At 30.8% G+C, this 17,914-nt stretch carries 29 protein-coding genes; all 29 read right to left on the bottom strand.

The features are described 5' to 3' along the window. Positions 1–5: 5 nt before the first annotated feature. The 29 genes from AACL04_RS05195 to rplB all read right to left on the bottom strand — a co-directional run bounded on the left by AACL04_RS05195 (position 6) and on the right by rplB (position 17,887). Positions 6–905 carry an energy-coupling factor transporter transmembrane component T gene (locus AACL04_RS05195; protein WP_339030152.1) on the bottom strand — a complete coding sequence of 300 codons (900 nt, stop codon included), beginning with the start codon at positions 903–905 and terminating at the stop codon, positions 6–8. Between the two features lie 18 nt (positions 906–923). Continuing rightward, positions 924–1,823, bottom strand: a complete 900-nt coding sequence (locus tag AACL04_RS05190; protein WP_422397919.1) for an energy-coupling factor transporter ATPase — start codon at positions 1,821–1,823, stop codon at positions 924–926. Between the two features lie 317 nt (positions 1,824–2,140). After that, positions 2,141–3,343, bottom strand: a complete 1,203-nt coding sequence (locus AACL04_RS05185) for an energy-coupling factor transporter ATPase (RefSeq protein WP_339030148.1) — start codon at positions 3,341–3,343, stop codon at positions 2,141–2,143. Between the two features lie 101 nt (positions 3,344–3,444). After that, complete coding sequence (locus AACL04_RS05180; RefSeq protein WP_339030146.1) at positions 3,445–4,251, bottom strand: pyrroline-5-carboxylate reductase family protein; 807 nt, start codon at positions 4,249–4,251, stop codon at positions 3,445–3,447. Between the two features lie 105 nt (positions 4,252–4,356). Beyond that, positions 4,357–4,716 (bottom strand): 50S ribosomal protein L17, encoded by a 360-nt coding sequence (gene rplQ / locus AACL04_RS05175; RefSeq protein ID WP_053946566.1) that lies wholly within the window; start codon positions 4,714–4,716, stop codon positions 4,357–4,359. A gap of 17 nt (positions 4,717–4,733) precedes the next feature. Then, positions 4,734–5,687 carry a DNA-directed RNA polymerase subunit alpha gene (locus tag AACL04_RS05170; protein ID WP_339030143.1) on the bottom strand — a complete coding sequence of 318 codons (954 nt, stop codon included), beginning with the start codon at positions 5,685–5,687 and terminating at the stop codon, positions 4,734–4,736. Positions 5,688–5,696: 9 nt separating this feature from the next. Next, on the bottom strand, positions 5,697–6,086 hold the full coding sequence (rpsK, locus tag AACL04_RS05165; RefSeq protein ID WP_339030141.1) for a 30S ribosomal protein S11: 390 nt from the start codon (positions 6,084–6,086) through the stop codon (positions 5,697–5,699). A gap of 17 nt (positions 6,087–6,103) precedes the next feature. Further along, entirely contained in the window at positions 6,104–6,469 is a 366-nt protein-coding gene (gene rpsM, locus AACL04_RS05160; protein ID WP_339030139.1) for a 30S ribosomal protein S13, read from the bottom strand. Between the two features lie 63 nt (positions 6,470–6,532). After that, positions 6,533–6,646 (bottom strand): 50S ribosomal protein L36, encoded by a 114-nt coding sequence (rpmJ, locus tag AACL04_RS05155; RefSeq protein WP_020834730.1) that lies wholly within the window; start codon positions 6,644–6,646, stop codon positions 6,533–6,535. A 60-nt stretch (positions 6,647–6,706) separates the two neighbouring features. Continuing rightward, positions 6,707–6,934: a translation initiation factor IF-1 gene (infA, locus tag AACL04_RS05150; RefSeq protein ID WP_053946570.1), complete on the bottom strand. Its 228-nt coding sequence runs from the start codon at positions 6,932–6,934 to the stop codon at positions 6,707–6,709. Then, positions 6,934–7,707, bottom strand: coding sequence for a type I methionyl aminopeptidase (map, locus tag AACL04_RS05145; RefSeq protein WP_339030137.1), 774 nt, complete (start codon positions 7,705–7,707; stop codon positions 6,934–6,936). The genes infA and map overlap by 1 nt, the downstream gene beginning before the upstream one ends. 3 nt (positions 7,708–7,710) lie before the next feature. Continuing rightward, entirely contained in the window at positions 7,711–8,346 is a 636-nt protein-coding gene (locus AACL04_RS05140; RefSeq protein ID WP_339030135.1) for an adenylate kinase, read from the bottom strand. 18 nt (positions 8,347–8,364) lie between these two features. After that, a complete protein-coding gene (secY, locus tag AACL04_RS05135; RefSeq protein ID WP_339030133.1) occupies positions 8,365–9,795 on the bottom strand; it encodes a preprotein translocase subunit SecY in 1,431 nt (476 codons plus the stop codon). Next, on the bottom strand, positions 9,796–10,233 hold the full coding sequence (rplO, locus tag AACL04_RS05130) for a 50S ribosomal protein L15 (RefSeq protein ID WP_339030131.1): 438 nt from the start codon (positions 10,231–10,233) through the stop codon (positions 9,796–9,798). It lies immediately after the preceding gene. Positions 10,234–10,249: 16 nt separating this feature from the next. Next, positions 10,250–10,900 carry a 30S ribosomal protein S5 gene (rpsE, locus tag AACL04_RS05125; RefSeq protein ID WP_339030129.1) on the bottom strand — a complete coding sequence of 217 codons (651 nt, stop codon included), beginning with the start codon at positions 10,898–10,900 and terminating at the stop codon, positions 10,250–10,252. A 17-nt stretch (positions 10,901–10,917) separates the two neighbouring features. Then, positions 10,918–11,268, bottom strand: a complete 351-nt coding sequence (rplR, locus tag AACL04_RS05120; protein ID WP_339030127.1) for a 50S ribosomal protein L18 — start codon at positions 11,266–11,268, stop codon at positions 10,918–10,920. Positions 11,269–11,291: 23 nt separating this feature from the next. Continuing rightward, complete coding sequence (gene rplF / locus AACL04_RS05115) at positions 11,292–11,834, bottom strand: 50S ribosomal protein L6 (RefSeq protein WP_339030126.1); 543 nt, start codon at positions 11,832–11,834, stop codon at positions 11,292–11,294. Positions 11,835–11,850: 16 nt separating this feature from the next. Then, entirely contained in the window at positions 11,851–12,240 is a 390-nt protein-coding gene (gene rpsH, locus AACL04_RS05110) for a 30S ribosomal protein S8 (protein WP_339030124.1), read from the bottom strand. Between the two features lie 18 nt (positions 12,241–12,258). Further along, positions 12,259–12,444 (bottom strand): type Z 30S ribosomal protein S14, encoded by a 186-nt coding sequence (locus AACL04_RS05105; RefSeq protein WP_053946578.1) that lies wholly within the window; start codon positions 12,442–12,444, stop codon positions 12,259–12,261. Positions 12,445–12,463: 19 nt separating this feature from the next. Then, a complete protein-coding gene (gene rplE, locus AACL04_RS05100) occupies positions 12,464–13,018 on the bottom strand; it encodes a 50S ribosomal protein L5 (RefSeq protein WP_339030120.1) in 555 nt (184 codons plus the stop codon). Between the two features lie 17 nt (positions 13,019–13,035). After that, positions 13,036–13,353 (bottom strand): 50S ribosomal protein L24, encoded by a 318-nt coding sequence (gene rplX / locus AACL04_RS05095; protein ID WP_339030118.1) that lies wholly within the window; start codon positions 13,351–13,353, stop codon positions 13,036–13,038. A 13-nt stretch (positions 13,354–13,366) separates the two neighbouring features. Then, on the bottom strand, positions 13,367–13,735 hold the full coding sequence (gene rplN / locus AACL04_RS05090; protein ID WP_053946581.1) for a 50S ribosomal protein L14: 369 nt from the start codon (positions 13,733–13,735) through the stop codon (positions 13,367–13,369). Positions 13,736–13,753: 18 nt separating this feature from the next. Beyond that, on the bottom strand, positions 13,754–14,011 hold the full coding sequence (gene rpsQ, locus AACL04_RS05085) for a 30S ribosomal protein S17 (protein WP_339030116.1): 258 nt from the start codon (positions 14,009–14,011) through the stop codon (positions 13,754–13,756). Positions 14,012–14,013: 2 nt separating this feature from the next. Next, a complete protein-coding gene (rpmC, locus tag AACL04_RS05080; RefSeq protein WP_422397918.1) occupies positions 14,014–15,240 on the bottom strand; it encodes a 50S ribosomal protein L29 in 1,227 nt (408 codons plus the stop codon). Between the two features lie 20 nt (positions 15,241–15,260). Next, positions 15,261–15,674 carry a 50S ribosomal protein L16 gene (rplP, locus tag AACL04_RS05075; protein ID WP_053946583.1) on the bottom strand — a complete coding sequence of 138 codons (414 nt, stop codon included), beginning with the start codon at positions 15,672–15,674 and terminating at the stop codon, positions 15,261–15,263. A gap of 2 nt (positions 15,675–15,676) precedes the next feature. Continuing rightward, positions 15,677–16,384, bottom strand: a complete 708-nt coding sequence (gene rpsC, locus AACL04_RS05070; RefSeq protein WP_339030112.1) for a 30S ribosomal protein S3 — start codon at positions 16,382–16,384, stop codon at positions 15,677–15,679. Positions 16,385–16,400: 16 nt separating this feature from the next. Next, positions 16,401–16,736 (bottom strand): 50S ribosomal protein L22, encoded by a 336-nt coding sequence (gene rplV / locus AACL04_RS05065; protein ID WP_339030110.1) that lies wholly within the window; start codon positions 16,734–16,736, stop codon positions 16,401–16,403. 26 nt (positions 16,737–16,762) lie between these two features. Then, entirely contained in the window at positions 16,763–17,032 is a 270-nt protein-coding gene (gene rpsS, locus AACL04_RS05060) for a 30S ribosomal protein S19 (protein ID WP_339030108.1), read from the bottom strand. Positions 17,033–17,044: 12 nt separating this feature from the next. Further along, positions 17,045–17,887, bottom strand: a complete 843-nt coding sequence (rplB, locus tag AACL04_RS05055; RefSeq protein WP_339030106.1) for a 50S ribosomal protein L2 — start codon at positions 17,885–17,887, stop codon at positions 17,045–17,047. Positions 17,888–17,914: the final 27 nt, after the last annotated feature.

Genomic DNA, 17,914 nt, shown 5'->3' with positions numbered 1-17,914 from the left:
ACTTATTAAGAAAATAGAATTGTATCAATTCTAGGAATTTGTACCATATTTTGAAATGAACTGATATTTATATAACAAATAAGAGTTGCAAATAAACCCATTCCAAGAGTAAAAATAATAACATCTAAAAATCTAAATTTTACTTGTCTATATCTCGTTCTTTTGGCATGAGGATCATATCCTCTCGAATCCATTGCATAAGCTAAATCCTCAGCTTTTTGAAAAGCTGATACCAATAAAGGAATAATTAAAGAAGTCATTGATTTAGCCTTATCAATTAATTTTCCATTTTTAAAGTCAATTCCCCTTGAAGATTGGGCTTTCATAATTCTCCCTGCTTCATCAATTAAAGTTGGAATCATTCTTAAAGCAATTGAAATAATTGTTGAGAAAATATATACAGGTATCCCAATTAATTTTAAAGGTCATAATAAATCTTCAATTGCTAATGTTAATTCTAAAGGTTGTGTTGTACCTGTTAAAATTGTAGTTAAAGTAATCATTAAAAATATTCGAATTGTCATATATAAAGCTGAATATAAAGCTTTTTCTGAAAAACAAATTGCTTTTCATTTGTAAATATAACCATAAGCATAAGCACCCGTATCATGTACTCCATTTGCTAGATCTTCAAAACCTTTCGGCTTTAGCATAAATATATTAATTAAAATTAAGACCAAAAATATAAATATTATTGGAAAAAATAACTTAATTAACATTTTAAAGCTTAATTTACTTATAATATACATCATAAAAATAAAAGCTGCTGTAAATACAAAACCTGTATAGCCAATAGGCAAAAATACAACAACAATTAATGAAATAATCATAAATAGTTTCAATCTTGGATCCATTTTATGAATTATTGAATTATAGGGCATATATCTACCAAATACCATTCTCATTATTGAATTTCTCCTTACCTATTTTCTTTTAGCTTTAACAGCTAATTTTATTGCTTTTGCAAGTTCTTCAACTGATCTAAACTCAGTTTTTGTAACATCAAGACCTGCTTTTTTTAATTTATGAGCAAGTTTATATAATTTTGGTGGTTCTATTTCAATTTCTTCTAATAATTTATTATTAGAGAAAATTTCAAATGGGGTTCCTTTTGAAATAACTTTACCTTTATGCATAACAATTACTTGATCTGCAATCTGTAAAACATGATCCATATTATGAGTTACAATAATAATTCTCTTATTTTTTTCTTTATTTAATTTATTAAATAAATTCATAAAGTCTTCTTCACCTTGAGGATCTAAACCACCTGTTGGTTCATCAAGAACAAGTGTATTTCCATCCATTGCAATAATTCCTGCAATAGCAACCCTACGTTTTTGACCACCACTTAAATCAAATGGACTTCTTTTAGCATAATCTACTGGTAAATCTACCATCTTTAATAATCCAGGAACCTTTTCAAAACTTTCTTTTTTATTTGCTCCTAGATTAATTGGTCCAAAGGAAATATCTTTTTCTATTGTATCTTGAAATAATTGATACTCTGGGAATTGGAATACTAACCCAACTTCCCTTCTTAATTCTTTAACCTGTTTAATTTTTTTAGTAGATGCAGGAATTTGAAAGTCCCCAATTTTTGTTCGTCCAGTTTCAGTTACTAATAATCCATTAGTTAATTGTATTAAAGTAGATTTACCACTACCTGTCATACCAATTACTGCTGTAATTTTTTTCTCTTCAATAATTAAATCAGTTCCATTTAAAGCTCTGAATTCGAACGGAGAGTTTTTGCTATATGTATAAGCAACTGACTCAAATTTAATTTCTCCATTAAAATCTCATTTTGGCTGACTTACCATTTTAAGTTTTCTTTTAAATTCCTTTTTAACTAAAGAGTCTTTTTTTGGTTGACTTATATATCATTCCTTAACTTCTTTAATTCTTTGAGGCATTAATTCTTTATCTTTTTTTATATCTGCTTTAATTTCTTTTTGATATTGGCTTTGATTTTTTTTATCTTCTTTAATTAATTTTTTTACTTCTTTGTGTCTTTTTTTTCTGCTTTTATTATCATGCTTTTGCTTTTCATTTAATTCTTTTAAATGAATTTTATATTCAACTTTATGTTCTTTTTTCTCTGCTAAAGCTTTTGCTTTTTGTTCTGGTGACATTCTTTTTATTTGAGACATATATTTTTCACCAACTCTTCCAAATTTGCACTTCCAGAGATTTTAAGCCCCTCGTTTTGCAAAGCCTCTTCAATTTGTGCTACAAAAGGAATATCTAAATGAATAGATCTCAAGAATTCTTTTTCAGATAGTATTTCCTTTGGTGAACCAAATTTAACTAATTCGCCTTTATTCATAACCATAACTTTATCAGCATTTAAAATTTCATCCATATCATGAGTAATAGAAAAAATTGTTTTTTCTCTTGTGTTTTTTAATTCTACCATAATTTCTTTTACTTCATTTTTTCCTTTTGGATCCAACATACTTGTTGCTTCATCAAAAATTAATATATCTGGAGATAAAGCTAAAGCAGAAGCGATTGCAACTCTTTGTTTTTGACCACCACTTAGCATTAAAGGTTCGTGATCTAAGAATTCTTCCATTCTTACTTTTTTAGCAGATTTCATAATAATATCTGCCATTTTAGACGGAGCAATTCTTCTATTTTCTAATCCAAATGCAATATCATCTCTTACAGTAGAACCAATAAATTGATTGTCTGGATTTTGAAAGACAATGCCTAAAAATTTACGAATCATATTTATATTATTTCTTGTAACTTTATTTCCATATACTTCAATAGAACCTACTGTTGGTTGTAAAACCCCAATAATAATTTTTGAAAGTGTAGACTTACCACTACCGTTATGTCCAATAATAGCTACATAATCTCCATGCTTAATTTCAACACTAACTCCATTAACTGCAAAAGGATGTCCTTCTCTATATCTAAACTTAATTTTTTCAAGTTTTAAAGCTGTATCAGATAGCTTTGATAGTAATCCACCATGACCTCTGTCTTTAATAGCTATTTTTGATTCTTTATATAAAAAGACTGCTAACTTATACTCTTCAAATAATTTTCAATATTCTTTTGAGTTTTTAGAGGCTTTTTTTAATTCTTGTTTTGCTTTTATTACATTGTCAAAAAAGAAGCTATTATTAGAAACTTCCTTAAATTCTTTTTTTATTAATTTGTACTCATTTTCAGTTGCCTTAACAAAATCCATATCAACTTCACGTCTAGAAAACTTACTTCTTGCAATAATCATTTTTTGACTTGCTCGAATTAACTTATCATTATGTTCATTTAGTTTAAGCCTGAATTCATTTAATTTTTCAGTTGCATTTAAATTGTTGCTTGACATAGTATTACCTCTCATACATTTATTATTATATCAAATATAAATATTTAAACATTATTAGATTATAAAAAATATAATTTAGTAATATTTAAGCAGACATATTTTTACTTAATTGGTTTAGAATATTTATCTGCTTGTTGAAGACATTGTTTTATAATTTCTTCAAACTTATAATCTTGTAAAACTTTTTGACCTTCAATTGTTGAACCATTAGGAACACAAATACTATCAATCATTTCCTTCAATTCCATCTGTGAATTGGCAGCATTTCTAATACTTCCAATTATTGACTGTTCAACAATTCTAAAAACTTTTTCTTTTTCAATGCCATTTTCAATGCCATAATCTGTAATTGCCTTAAAAAAAGTAAATACATAAGCTGGCAGACAACCAGAAATTGCTGTGAAAGTAGCAAAGTTTTTTTCTTCAATTAACTCTACAATACCACAACTTTCAAACATTTTTATAACAAAGTCTAATTCTTCTTTTGCAGCATTATTATATGCAATAGCTGTCACTGATTTTTGTATTGAAGCATTCATATTTGGCATTATTCTTATAATTTTTAAATTTTTCTGCTTTTTAAATTTTAACTTAATTTCTTCTATTTCTATGGCATTAACCATTGAAATAATGGTTTTATTTGTTAAGTCTAACCTATTTAAATTTTGACATAATTTATCAAAATCAATTGGCCTAACAGCAAAAATAATATAGTTTATATTTTTGGATACTATTTCTTCTAAATTATTTAAGGAATTAGCACCTTTTACAGATTTTATTACTTTGTCTTCTAATTCTTTAAGTGTATCATAACCATAAAATTTTGCCTTAATTTGCTTATTTTTAAGCATTCCTTTAAACAAAGATGATCCCATATGACCTAAACCAATAAATAAAATATTGTTCATAAGCATGCCTCCTTAATATATTATAAATCTTTTATAATAGTGTATTCAAAGAAAAATAAATTAATAAAAAAAGCTCCTTTTGGGAACTTTTTTTATTATAAATAATTAAACTAACTCTATGATACACATTGGTGCATTATCACCACGACGGTTATCCAATTTAAGAATTCTTGTATAACCACCTTCTCTTGTTTTAAACCTTTTTGCAATTGTTGAAAACAATTTTTGTAATGCAGTTTCCTTCTCAGAAGCATCAACATGTCTTAATCAAGCAGCAGCTTGTCTACGAGCATGTAAGTCACCCCTTTTACCAAGTGTAACCATTTTGTCAAAGTGTTGTCTTAATTCTTTAGCTCTAGTTTCAGTAATTTCTAATCTTTCTGAAATTATTAGCTCTGTAGTTAAGTTTCTCATTAAAGCAACTCTTCAAGCAGTGTTTTTACCTCTTTTTTGAATATATGACATATAACTACACCTTCCTTCTAGTCTTGTTTAAAAGTTAATCCTAATTGAACAACTTTATCTTTAATTTCTTTTAATGATTTTCTACCCAAGTTTCTTATTTCTTGAATATCATCTTCAGTACGAGAGACTAAGTCACGCAATGAATTGATGCTTGCTCTTTTTAAACAATTTAAACTTCTTTGTGTAAAGTCTAAATCTTCAATTAAACGATCTAATTCTTTTTCATCTTCTTCATTTGTTGCCCCAATTACATTTAATTCATTAATTTCATCATTTAGATTTACAAAGAATTGTAAGTGTTCAACTAATATTTTTGCAGCTGTTGCAACTGCATCACTTGCAGTAACAGTTCCATCAGTTTCAACTTCTAAAACAAGTTTTTCTAAATCTACTGATTTTCCAATTTTTGTTGCATCTACATGATATGCAACTTTAACAATTGGAGAATAATTTGAATCGATTGTAATTGCATCTGCAACTAATTTCTCTTTTTTATTATCTTTAAATGATCTATAACCTCTTGAGTTTTTTGCAAATAAAGTTAAATCTAAAACTCCACCGTCTGCAATTGTACATATGTGTAATTCTGGATTTGTAACTTCAACTCCAGTAGGTAAGCTAATATCTCCTGCAGTTATTTTTCCAACTCTTGTAGAACTAACTTTTAATTCAACAAACTCTTCATCTTCAAATATTTTTGAATCAATTTTTAAAGCTAATTTTTTTAGATTTAAAATAATTCTACTTACATTTTCAACAATTCCATTTATTGATGTAAATTCATGGGCTGCACCTACAATTTTAATTGCATAAACAGCAGCTCCTGGTGTTGAAGAAATTAATGTTCTTCTAATTGCATTACCAAGAGTTGTTCCAAATCCTCTTTCAAGAGGTTCAACTTTAAATTCCCCATAGTTTCTGTTTTTCTCTTCTTTTAATAATTTAAATTCTGGTCTTGAAAATTGTTTCATATTTTTTTATTAACCTCTCGGGCGTTTACGTGGACGCACTCCATTGTGGGGAATTGGTGTTGTATCTTTAATTGAAGTTATTTCTAATCCGATACCCTGTAAACTTCTAACAGCAGCATCTCTTCCTGGACCTGGACCTTTTACTTCAACAGCAATAGATTTAACTCCATTGTCCATAGCCCCTTTACCAGCAGCTTCAGCAATTAACTGAGCAGCATAAGGTGTTGATTTTTTACTTCCTCTAAATCCCATTACTCCAGCACTTGATCAAGCTATAACATTACCTTTTTCATCTGAAACAGTTACGATTGTATTGTTGAATGTTGAGTGAACGTGAGCTATACCTTTAGCAATATTCTTTTTAACTTTTTTCTTGTTGTTTTGTTTATTATTTGCCATAGTTTATACCTCTCTAACTATTTTTTCTTATTAGCTACAGTTTTTCGAGGACCTTTTCTTGTACGTGCATTTGTCTTAGTTGACTGTCCACGAACAGTAAGTCCTTTTCTGTGTCTCATTCCTCTGTAACATCCAATTTCCATTAAACGTTTAATGTTTAATGCTGTTTCTCTTCTTAAATCTCCTTCAGTTTTTACTTTAGAAATTTCTTGAGAGATTGATTTAATATTCTCTTCTGATAAGTCTTTAACTCTTGTATCTTCGCTTACTTTTGTAGCCTCAAGGATTTTTTGTGAAGTTGTTAAACCAATACCATAAATATAAGTTAGAGCAATAACTACTCTTTTTTCATTAGGTATCTCTACCCCATTTATACGAGCCATTATTAATTTCCTTTCTAATAAGATTAACCTTTTTTATTTTATTAATAAATATTAATAAAATAATTAACCTTGTCGTTGTTTATGTTTTGGTTGTTCACAAATAATCATTACACGGCCTTTACGTCTTATTACACGACACTTGTCGCAAATTTTTTTGACAGATGATCTAACTTTCATCTTTTCTAACCTCCTGATTTTGTGTACTTAATTTATATTTACATTTTTGATTGAAATTACTTATTTACCATTTTTAAAACGATATGTAATTCTTCCACGTGTTGGGTCATATGGTGAAATTGCAACAGTAACTTTATCTCCTGGTAAGATGCGAATGTAATTCATTCGGATTTTACCAGACACGTGGGCGTCTATAACTATTTCATTTTCTAATTTCACCTTAAAAGTAGCATTTGGTAGTACCTCTAAAACGGTACCATCCACTTCTAAATAATCTTCTTTTGCCATTATTCTGTTTCCTCCTTGGTTTTAAATAAAGTTAATACCTCTGGATCTCCTTCAGTGATCAAAATAGTATGTTCAAAGTGGGCAGTCATGCTACCATCTTTTGATGACACTGTTCAATCATCATCAGCAACAATAGTTTTATTTGTTCCTATTTGAACCATCGGTTCAATACAAATAGCCATTCCTGGAACTAATCTCATTCCAGTATTTTCTATTCCTACATTAGGAACAAAGGGATCTTCATGCATTTCCAATCCAATACCATGTCCTGAATAATCTGTTGGCAAATGATAACCATTTTCTTCAATAAATTTTTGAACAGTAGAAGAAATAGTTCCGATGCGTACACCAGCTTTTACCTGCTCAATTGCCAAGTATAGTGACTTTTCAGTCAACTCTATTAGTTTATCATACTTTTTATCTTTTGAGTTACCACAAATTGCAGTTATTGCTGCATCTGCATGATATTTTTCAAAAACACATCCTGCATCAATTGATACAATATCTCCATCTTTTAATATTCTATTTCTAGGTATTCCATGAATTAATTGTTCATTAATTGATATACATATATGTGCAGGAAATCCACCATAACCTTTAAAATTACTTGTACAACCTTTTTTTGTAATAAAATCTATAAAAAATTTATCTAATTCCAAACAATTAATGCCTGGTTTAATCATTTTTTTTAGTTCATGTAAGGCTTCTCCAAGAACTCTTCCCGCATATCTCATTTTTTCAATTTGTTCAGCATTTTTAATTGTAATAGCCATTTATTAAAAACCCAAAACTTTTTCTACTCTAATATAAAGTTCTTCAGGTGAACAATTGTCAGCATCAATTTTTATTATTTTATCTTTATAAAATTTTATTAATGGTGCTGTTTGATTATGATATGCTTCTAATCTTATTTTTATTTTATCTTCTTGATCATCAGGGCGCACAATTAAAGTGCCATTATCAAAATCACAAATTCCTTCTTTTAAAGGTTTTCTAGTTATTCTATGATAACTTCTTTTGCAAATTTGACAAATCATTCTTCCTGTTAAACGATCCATTAAAGTGCTTTCATCAATATCCAAGTAAACCACTTGATCAATTTTTTCATCTAATTTTTCTAACATTTTGTCCAAAGCTAAAGCTTGATCATCTGTTCTTGGAAAACCATCAAAAATTAAATCCTTTTTTTTACCTTTAAGGTATTTTTCAACCATTGAGTTTGTTATTGAATCTGGAACTAACTTTCCCTTATTTATAAACTCTTGAGCTTTTAAACCTAATTCAGTTTTGTTTAAAATATTATCTCTAAATAAATCACCAGTTGAAAGTTGTGTAAAAGCCTTTTTCTCACAAAGAAACTCTGAAAGAGTTCCTTTACCACTACCTGGAGCACCAAGTAAAATTATATTCATAATTGCTATTTCTCCTTATTATCAAATATGTGAATTATAGGCAGTTTCATTTTCACTAAATTTATCTTGTTTTTTATCCAAGAATGATTGTTGAATCAATCTACCTTTTAATTGTTGAACAGTTTGAATTGCAACTGAGATTACAATTATTAAACCGGTTCCCCCAATTGCTAAGTGAGATGGTAAAGCTGTAATTTTTGAAATTACATAAGGAAGAACGGCAATTCCTGCAAGGAATAATGCTCCAATAATACTTAATCTATTAATTACCCCTGATAAGAATTTTTCAGTTTCTTTTCCAGGTTTAATTCCTGGAATAAATGTCCCAGATTTTTTAAAGTTTTCTGTAATTTTTTCAGGATTAATTTGTACTTGTGCATAAAGGAAAGTAAATAGAATTGTTAGTATTCCATAAATTGCAATTCCTCACCATGTACCAAATGATAAGTAATTTTGTGTAAACAACACAAAACCATTATTTGGGTTTGTAGCTGCAATAATTTGAGCAACTGTCATTGGTGTTGAAATTATAGCTGAGGCAAAAATAACTGGAATAACCCCTGCATTATTTAATTTCAATGGCAGATATGGTGTGTGATCTTTTGTATCAACTAATCCCGCACCAGTTTGTTGAATTGGAATTTTTCTTTCAGCTTCATTCATTAAAACAACAACAAAAATAACTAATAAGAATGAAATAATATATATTAGAAATTTCAATAATCCATCAAATAGAATTGTTGATTCTCCTTTTATTTCAACTCAAAACTTAAATGTGTTTGTAAAGTTATTTGGCATTTGTGAAACAATACCTGTAAAAATAATAATTGAAACTCCATTACCAATACCTTTAATTGTTATTTGATCTGAAATTCATAGCATTAAGAATGTTCCACCAAGCATTACTGTTGGTACTAATATGTAATAAAATCATGCAGGTCCAGTTCCTTGTGCATTTGTACCTCATTTAGCATCAATTAGTCCTTGACTTGTTAATGTAAAGATTGTAGCTACAGATTGCATTAATGCAAATGGAATTGCTAATAACTTGGTTAACCTATCTAATTTTCTTCTTCCTCTTTCACCAGATTTACTTCATCTTGTTAAAACAGGAATAACATCAGTTGAAAGTAATTGAACAATAATTGAGGCAGTAATATAAGGTGAAACACCTAAAGCCAAGATTGAGAATTGTCCAATACTTCCCCCACCTAAAGTAGATAATAATTGGAAAAAGTCTTGATTTCCAACTGATTCTTTAAAATTTGCTGAAACTTGAACTCCAGGAACTGTTAATAAAGTTCCCATTCTAATTATTATTAATACTATTAAAGTAAAAACGATTCGTTTGACAAGGTCTTTGTTTCTAACAAAGAAGCCACCTTTAGCGAATTCGTTTTTATATTTAGTTTTTTTAGCCTTTTTAGTTTTATTAACTTTAGCAGCCACCTAAATCACCTCTATAGTACCACCAGCAGCTTTAATTAACTCTTCAGCGCCTTTTGATACTTTATTTACTTTAACTTTTATTGACTTAGTAATTTTACCATTTCCTAGTACTTTTACTAATGTTTTTTCATTTTTAATAATTTTTTTCTCCATTAAAGTTTTATGATTTACTTCAGTTAACCCTAATGTTTCTAATTTATCTAAATTAATTAATACAAACTCTTTTCTATTTAAGCTTGTAAAACCTATTTTAGGTAATCTTCTGAATAAAGGAGTTTGTCCCCCTTCAAATCCAGGTCTTACCCCTCCACCAGAACGTGAATTTTGACCTTTATGTCCTCTAGTTGATGTTTTACCTTTACCAGAAGCCATACCACGACCAACACGTGTTGAGTCTTTTTTACTTCCTGGTGTAGATTTTAATTCATGTAATTTCATAAATAATTACTCCTTCTTAAGCTATTGTAGCTTCTTTAGTTTCTTTTTTAATTTCAACTTGAGTTCCACGTAATCTTGCAATTTGTTCTGGTGTTTGCATTTGTTGTAAACCTTCTAATGTAGCTCTTATCATATTGATAGGTGTATTTGATCCCAATGATTTTGTATAGATATCTGAAATTCCAGCTAATTCAACAACAGCACGAACTGGACCACCAGCAATAACTCCTGTACCTTTTCTTGCAGGTTTAATCATAACTTTTCCAGCACCATAATGTCCCATAACATCATGAGGTACTGTAGAACCTGCTAATGGAATTCTAATTAAAGATTTTCTTGCTTCTTTAATAGCTTTCTTAATTGCATCTGGTACTTCGTTAGCTTTTCCTGTTCCTAACCCAACTCTACCTTTTTTATCACCAATAACTACAACTGCTGCAAATCTGAATCTACGTCCACCTTTTGTAACTTTTGTAACACGGTTAATAGTAACAACTCTTTCTTCATAAGGGTTGTCTTCTCTGTTTCTGTTGAATTTTGAATCTCTTCTTTGTCCGTTAGGTCTATTGTTATTGTTATTGTTTGGTCTAGTTTCTCTTTTGTCTTGGTTGCTTGAATCTACTTTTGGAGTTGATTCAGTTTTAACAACTTTTGTTTCTTCTGTCATTTTTTCTTAATCTCCTTCTAGAATTTCATACCATTTTCTTTTGCAGATTCTGCAAAAGCTTTTACTTTACCATGGAATAAATATCCACCTCTATCAAATACTACATTAGTTATTTTTTTACTTTTTGCTTTTTCAGCAATATCTTTTCCCACAGCTTTAGCTGCATCAACGTTACGTCCGTTTTTAAATCCCATTTTTATTGAAGATGATGATACTAATGTAACACCACTTGCATCATCAATTATTTGAGCATAGAAGTATGAGTTTGATTTAAATACATTTAATCTTGGTTTAGCACTAGTTCCAGACACTTTATTTCTTACTCGATAGTGTCTTCTTTTTCTAGCTTCTGCTTTAGTGTATTTCATATTTACTTCTCCTTAGCAACAGCCTACTTACCAGCTGCTTTACCTTCTTTTCTAATGATTTTTTCATCTTTGTATTTAACACCCTTACCTTTATAAGGTTCTGGTCTTCTATATGCTCTAATATTTGCTGCTACTTCTCCAACTAATTGTTTATCAATTCCTGATATTTTAATTTCTGTTGGTTTTGGGATTTCTACTAAAATTCCATTTGGAACTTCGTATTCTACAGGGTGTGAAAACCCTAGCGATAAGTTGATTTTATTGCCAGCTAATGCAGCACGATAACCAACCCCAACAATTTCAAGTTCTTTTACAAATCCTTCGCTAACTCCAGTTAACATTCCTTTAATTAATGAATTTGTAGTTCCATGTAATTGTTTTGTATGTTTTTGTTCGTTTTTTCTAAGAGTTTGTAATTCACTACCTTCAACTTTAATTTCAATTAAATGGCTGAAAGTTTGAATTAATTCACCTTTTGATCCTTTTATAGTTACAACGTTATTTGTTTCAACTTTAACCTCTACTCCGGCGGGAATACTTAATATTCTGTTTCCTATACGTGACATATATTAATTCCTCTCCTTATCAAACAAATGCTAGAACCTCTCCACCAATGTTTTGGTGACGAGCTTCCTTATCTGTCAAAATTCCGTTTGAAGTTGAAACTATTGCAATACCCAAACCGTTTAATACTTGAGGTAAGTCATGAGAATTTGAGTAAACTCTTAATCCTGGTTTTGAAATTCTTTTTAATCCTTTAATAACTCTAATTTTCCCCTTGTATTTTAAGCTTATAGTAATGTCTTTCTTAAAGTCATCTGCAACTTTGAAGTCTTCGATGAAACCTTCTTTTTTAAGAATGTTTGCTATTTCCAATTTTACTTTGCTTCCTGGAATTAGAACGTCTTTGTGAAAACGTTGGTTTGCATTTCTAATTCTAGTAAGCATATCTGCGATTACATCTGTTGTCATAATTTCTTTTTCCTTTCACTATCATGAAGCTTTCTTAATACCAGGGATTTGACCTTTGTATGCTAAATCTCTGAAGCATACACGGCATAGATTAAATTTTTTCAAAACTGAATGTGGTCTACCACAATTTCCACAACGTGTGTATTCTCTAACTTTGAATTTTTGGACTTTTGCTTGTTTTACTTTTAATGATTTTTTTGCCATTTTATCCTATTCTCCTCAATTACTTAACGAAGGGCATTCCTATTTTTTGTAATAATGAGAATGCATCGTCCTTTTGGTTTGCTGTTGTAACTATTGTGATATCCATTCCACGAACTTTCTTAACTTTATCATAGTCTATTTCGGGAAAGATGATTTGTTCTTTGATACCCATTGTGTAGTTTCCTTGTTTATCAAAACTAGTTTTTGGTACCCCTCTAAAGTCACGCACACGTGGTAACGCAACTGAAATTAATTTATCTAAAAATTCATACATTCTTTTTCCTCTTAAAGTAACTTTTGCTCCAATTGGCATACCTTCACGCAATTTGAATACAGCTAAAGATTTTTTAGCCTTAGTCACAAGAGGTTTTTGTCCTGTAATTTGTTGTAATTCGATTACTGCATCATCTAATTTCTTAGTGTCTTGTACAGCATCTCCAATACCCATGTTGATAACGACTTTTGCTATTTTTGGAACTTGCATGATTGATTTGTATTGCTTTTCTTTAAATAATTCTGGGATGATTTTTTCTTTATATTTTTGTTCTAATCTATTAACATTTGCTTTTGCCATATTAACTTGTCCCTTCCCTATTTAACTTCTACGCCAGATTTTTTAGCAATTCTAACTTTTTTTCCATCTGCAATTTTGTATCCAATTTTTGTAAAGCCATTTTTATTTTTTGGATCAACCAATGAAACATTTGAAATATCTACTGATGCAGGTATTTCTTTCATTCCACCTTCTTGATCTGTTTGTGAAGGTTTAGCATGTTTAATTGCAACAATTCCTTCAACATAAACTCTTTTTTTATCCTTTGATACTTTAACTACTGGTCCAATTTTTCCTTTGTAATTTCCGGCGATAACTTTTACAACATCTCCTCTTAAGATTTTTGATTTATTCATAAAAGTTCTCCTTCTATAGCACTTCGGGAGCTAGAGAGGCAATTTTTGCAAATCCAGCATCCTTTACTTCACGTGCGATTGGACCAAAGATACGAGTACCTCTTGGTGTTTTATCATCTTTGATGATTACTGCAGCATTTTCAGAAAACTTAATGTATGTACCATCAGCTCTTCTTAAACCTCTTACAGTTCTAACAATAACGGCTTTAATAACTTGACCTTTTTTAACAGTTCCACCGGGAGCTGCCGATTTAACAGTTGCAACAACAATATCACCAATATTTGTGAATTTTCTAACACTTCCACCTAAATTACGAATAACTAATATTTCTTTAGCACCTGAGTTATCAGCGACTTTTAATCTTGATTCATTTTGTATCATTCTGTCGTACCTCTGAAATTAGATAATTGCTTTTTCAACAACTCTAACAAGTCTAAAGTTTTTAGTTTTACTCATTGGGCGAGTTTCCATAATTTCAACTCTGTCTCCCATTTGAGCACTCGAATTTTCATCGTGTGCTTTGTATTTCTTTGAATACTTAACACGTTTCTTGTAAATTGGGTGGTTTTTATATGTTTCAACTAATACGGTAATAGTTTTATCCATTTTGTCTGAAACTACTCTACCAGTATAAGTTTTTCTTAAATTTCTTTCCATGGTTATTTAGCTCCTTTAATTAATGATTTTGCTGCTTGTTGCTTAGCTGCTTTTCTTTCAGCTAACTTTTTATTAGCTTCTTCAATTTGTCTTCTTGCTTCTACTACATTTGATCCAAATGTATATGTTTTAGCATTGGCAGGTTTTTTTGAAAGTTTCAAGTCAATACCTTCAATACGATCACCTTTAATTACCCCAACCTTAGCAGATTTAATATTTACATCTTTTAATGACGCTTTTCCTTTTCCAGTTGCTTTTGCTTCTCCAGCTGGAACAACTTTGCTACTTACTTTTGCGCTAGCTGGTTTTTTAACTGGTGTTTTAGCAACTACTTCTTTTTTAGGAGCAGGAGCAGGTTTAGGTTTAGCAACTACTTCTTTTTTAGGAGCAGGAGCAGGTTTAGGTTTAGCAACTACTTCTTTTTTAGGAGCAGGAGCAGGTTTAGGTTTAGCAACTACTTCTTTTTTAGGAGCAGGAGCAGGTTTAGGTTTAGCAACTACTTCTTTTTTAGGAGCAGGAGCAGGTTTAGGTTTAGCAACTACTTCTTTTTTAGGAGCAGGAGCAGGTTTAGGTTTAGCAACTACTTCTTTTTTAGGAGCAGGAGCAGGTTTAGGTTTAGCAACTACTTCTTTTTTAGGAGCAGGAGCAGGTTTAGGTTTAGCAACCACTTCTTTTTTAGGAGCAGGAGCAGGTTTAGGTTCTACAACCACTTCTTTTTTAGGAGCAGGAGCAGGTTTAGGTTCTACAACCACTTCTTTTTTAGGAGCAGGAGCAGGTTTAGGTTCTACAACCACTTCTTTTTTAGGAGCAGGAGCAGGTTTTTCTTCTTTAACTTCTATTTCAATTGGTTCTTTTGGTTCCTCAGTTGCATTTTGCATTGCTGCCATAATTGCATCCTCTGAAACTTGTTCTCCAGTTCCAAATTGCTCTTGTTGAAGTTTTTCAATCATATCCTTATGTTTTTTACGAACTTCTTTACCAGCTTTTTCAGCTTCAACAACTGCTTTTGAATAATCTGCTTTAATAGTTTTATTTACTTCTTCTCCAGCTGTTCTTCTTTCACCTAATAACATTTCAATTCTTGCAATGTCTTTTCTAAGTGAAGGAATTCTGTGAGTTTGTTCTAAACTACCTACAGCAGCTTGAAATTTAAGAGCGAATAATTCAGCACGGCGATCTTCACCAAGTTTGATTAAATCTTCCACTGATTTTGTTCTTAATTCTATCATGAAGTCTACTGCTTTAGACATTATTCATCACCTCTCTTAACGATTTTGCAACGCACTGGTAATTTATGCATTGCTAAACGTAAGGCTTCACGAGCAACTTCTTCTGAAACTCCACCAACTTCAAACATGAATTGGCCAGTTTTAACAACTGCTACTCATTCTTCAGGAGATCCTTTCCCTGAACCCATACGTACTTCTAATGGCTTTTTAGTTATTGCCATATGAGGGAAGATTCTAATTCAAACTTTACCAAAACGTTTCATATAACGTGTCATAGCAATACGAGCCGCTTCTATCTGTCTTGAAGTAATTCAATTACCATCTAATGACATCAATCCGTACTCACCAAATGCGATAAATTTTCCACCTTTTGCTTTTCCTTCGTAACTCACTCTGTGAGGACGACGGAATTTAACTCTTTTGGGCATTAACATAACTATTTAACCTCCCTTGGTGTTCTTTGAGGTTTTTTGTCCTCAATCGCTTTCGAATTGTTTTGGTTTTGTTTTCCTATAATTTCCCCGTGGTTAATTCAAACCTTAACCCCGATTTGTCCATATGTAGTTCTTGCTTCATATAGAGCATAATCAATATCACTTCTTAAAGTTGATAATGGTACTGAACCTTCAAGGTATCCTTCAGTACGAGCCATTTCAACTCCTCCAAGTCTTCCAGAAACTGCAGTTTTAATTCCTTTAGCTCCAGCTTTTAAAGCTTTTCTAATAGCTAATTTTTGTACAGTTCTAAATGATGCACGATTTGTAATTTGTTCTCCAATAAATTGTGCAACTAATTTTGCATCAACATCTGGATTTTTTATTTCAATTACTTTAACTTTTACGTCAGCTTTTCTATCTTTTATTGTTTTTCTAACTGTTAAAACGATATTTTCAACATTTTTACCTTCTTGTCCAAGAACAATAGCTGGACGTGCAGAACGAATTACTAGAGTGATTTCTTTTTTAGTTCTTTCGATTTCAATTTTTGAAACAGCAGCGTTTTTTAATTGTTTTTCAACAGCTTTTCTAATTTTGATATCTTGATGCAATCACTTAACATATTCACCTTTTTCAGCATATCAGCGGTTATCTCAACCTCTAATAATACCTATTCGTAAAACATTTGGAGATACTTTTTGTCCCATACTCTATAATTCCCTTCTATCTTTCGTCGCTAACCACTATTGTAATATGGCTAGTTCTTTTCAAAATTTCATAAGCTCTTCCGTGAGCTCTTGGTCTAAAACGTTTTAATGTTGGTCCTTCATTTACGAAGATTGTTTTAACAAATAATTGATCAGCTTCCATACCGTTATTGTTAACAGCATTTGCTACAGCTGAGTTTAATAATTTTAATACTGGTTCTGAAGATCTTTTGTCTTGGTTTTGAAGAATTGCTACAGCTTCTGATATTTTTTTACTTCTGATAGTGTCAGCTACTAGTCTAACTTTTCTTGGTGAGATTCTAATCATTGTTAATTTTGCTTTTGCTTCCATATTTTGAAACTCCTATTTCCTAATGATTATTTTTTCTTTTTCTTATCATCACCATGACCACCAAACTTACGTGTTGGTGAAAATTCTCCTAATTTGTGACCTACCATATCTTCTGTAACATAAACTGTGATAAATTCTTTCCCGTTGTAAACTCCAAATGTGTGACCAACAAAGCTTGGAAAGATTGTTGAACGACGTGATCAAGTTTTAATAATTTCTTTTTTTTCACCTATTGCTTCAACTTTTTTAATTAAATAGTCATCTGCAAAGGGACCTTTTTTTAATGATCTTGACATTTCATAATCCTCCTATTTGTTATCATTTCTTCTTCTTACTATTAATTTAGTAGAAGCTTTCTTTTTATCACGTGTTTTTACACCAAGAGCTTTTTTACCTCATGGTGTTAATGGAGCTTTACGTCCGATTGGAGCACGACCTTCTCCCCCTCCGTGAGGGTGATCGATTGGGTTCATAACAGAACCACGAACAGTTGGTCTAATTCCTCTTCAACGATTTCTTCCAGCTTTTCCTCAGTTTACTAAATTATATTCTTCATTTCCTACTTCACCAATTGTTGCATAACATTCGGCAAGTACTTTTCTAACTTCTCCTGAACCTAAACGTAAAGTGACATATTTACCTTCTTCATCTTTACCTAAAATTTGTACTGAACTTCCTGCACTACGTGCAATTTGTCCACCTTTTCCTGGTCTTAATTCAACATTGTGAATTAATGTTCCTTCAGGAATATTTTTTAGTGGTGCTGCATTACCAGTTTTGATATCTGCATTTTCACTAGAAATTACTTCTTGTCCTACTTGCATTCCTTTTGCAAATAAGATGTATCTTTTTTCCCCATCGATATAATTTACTAAACAAATAAATGAATTTCTGTTTGGATCATATTCAATAGTTGCGATTTTTCCAGCAATATCTAATTTATTACGTTTGAAATCGATGATACGATATTTTCTTTTATGTCCTCCACCTTTATGGCGAGTAGTTATTTGACCGTGATTATTTCTTCCAGCCTTTTCATTTAGTTTTGAAACTAATGAACCTTCCGGCTTTGAAGTTGTAAGGATACTATAATCTAAGCTAGTCATGTTTCTACGACCATTGGTCGTAGGCTTATATTTTTTGATTGGCATAATATATCCTCCTGTTTTCGCCTAATC

The sequence above is a fragment of the Spiroplasma endosymbiont of Cantharis nigra genome, from assembly GCF_964019925.1.
Lineage (GTDB): Bacteria > Bacillota_I > Bacilli_A > Mycoplasmatales > Mycoplasmataceae > Spiroplasma_A.
The sequence above is the reverse complement of the archived record's forward strand: the minus strand, read 5'-3'. Positions and strand labels throughout refer to the sequence as shown.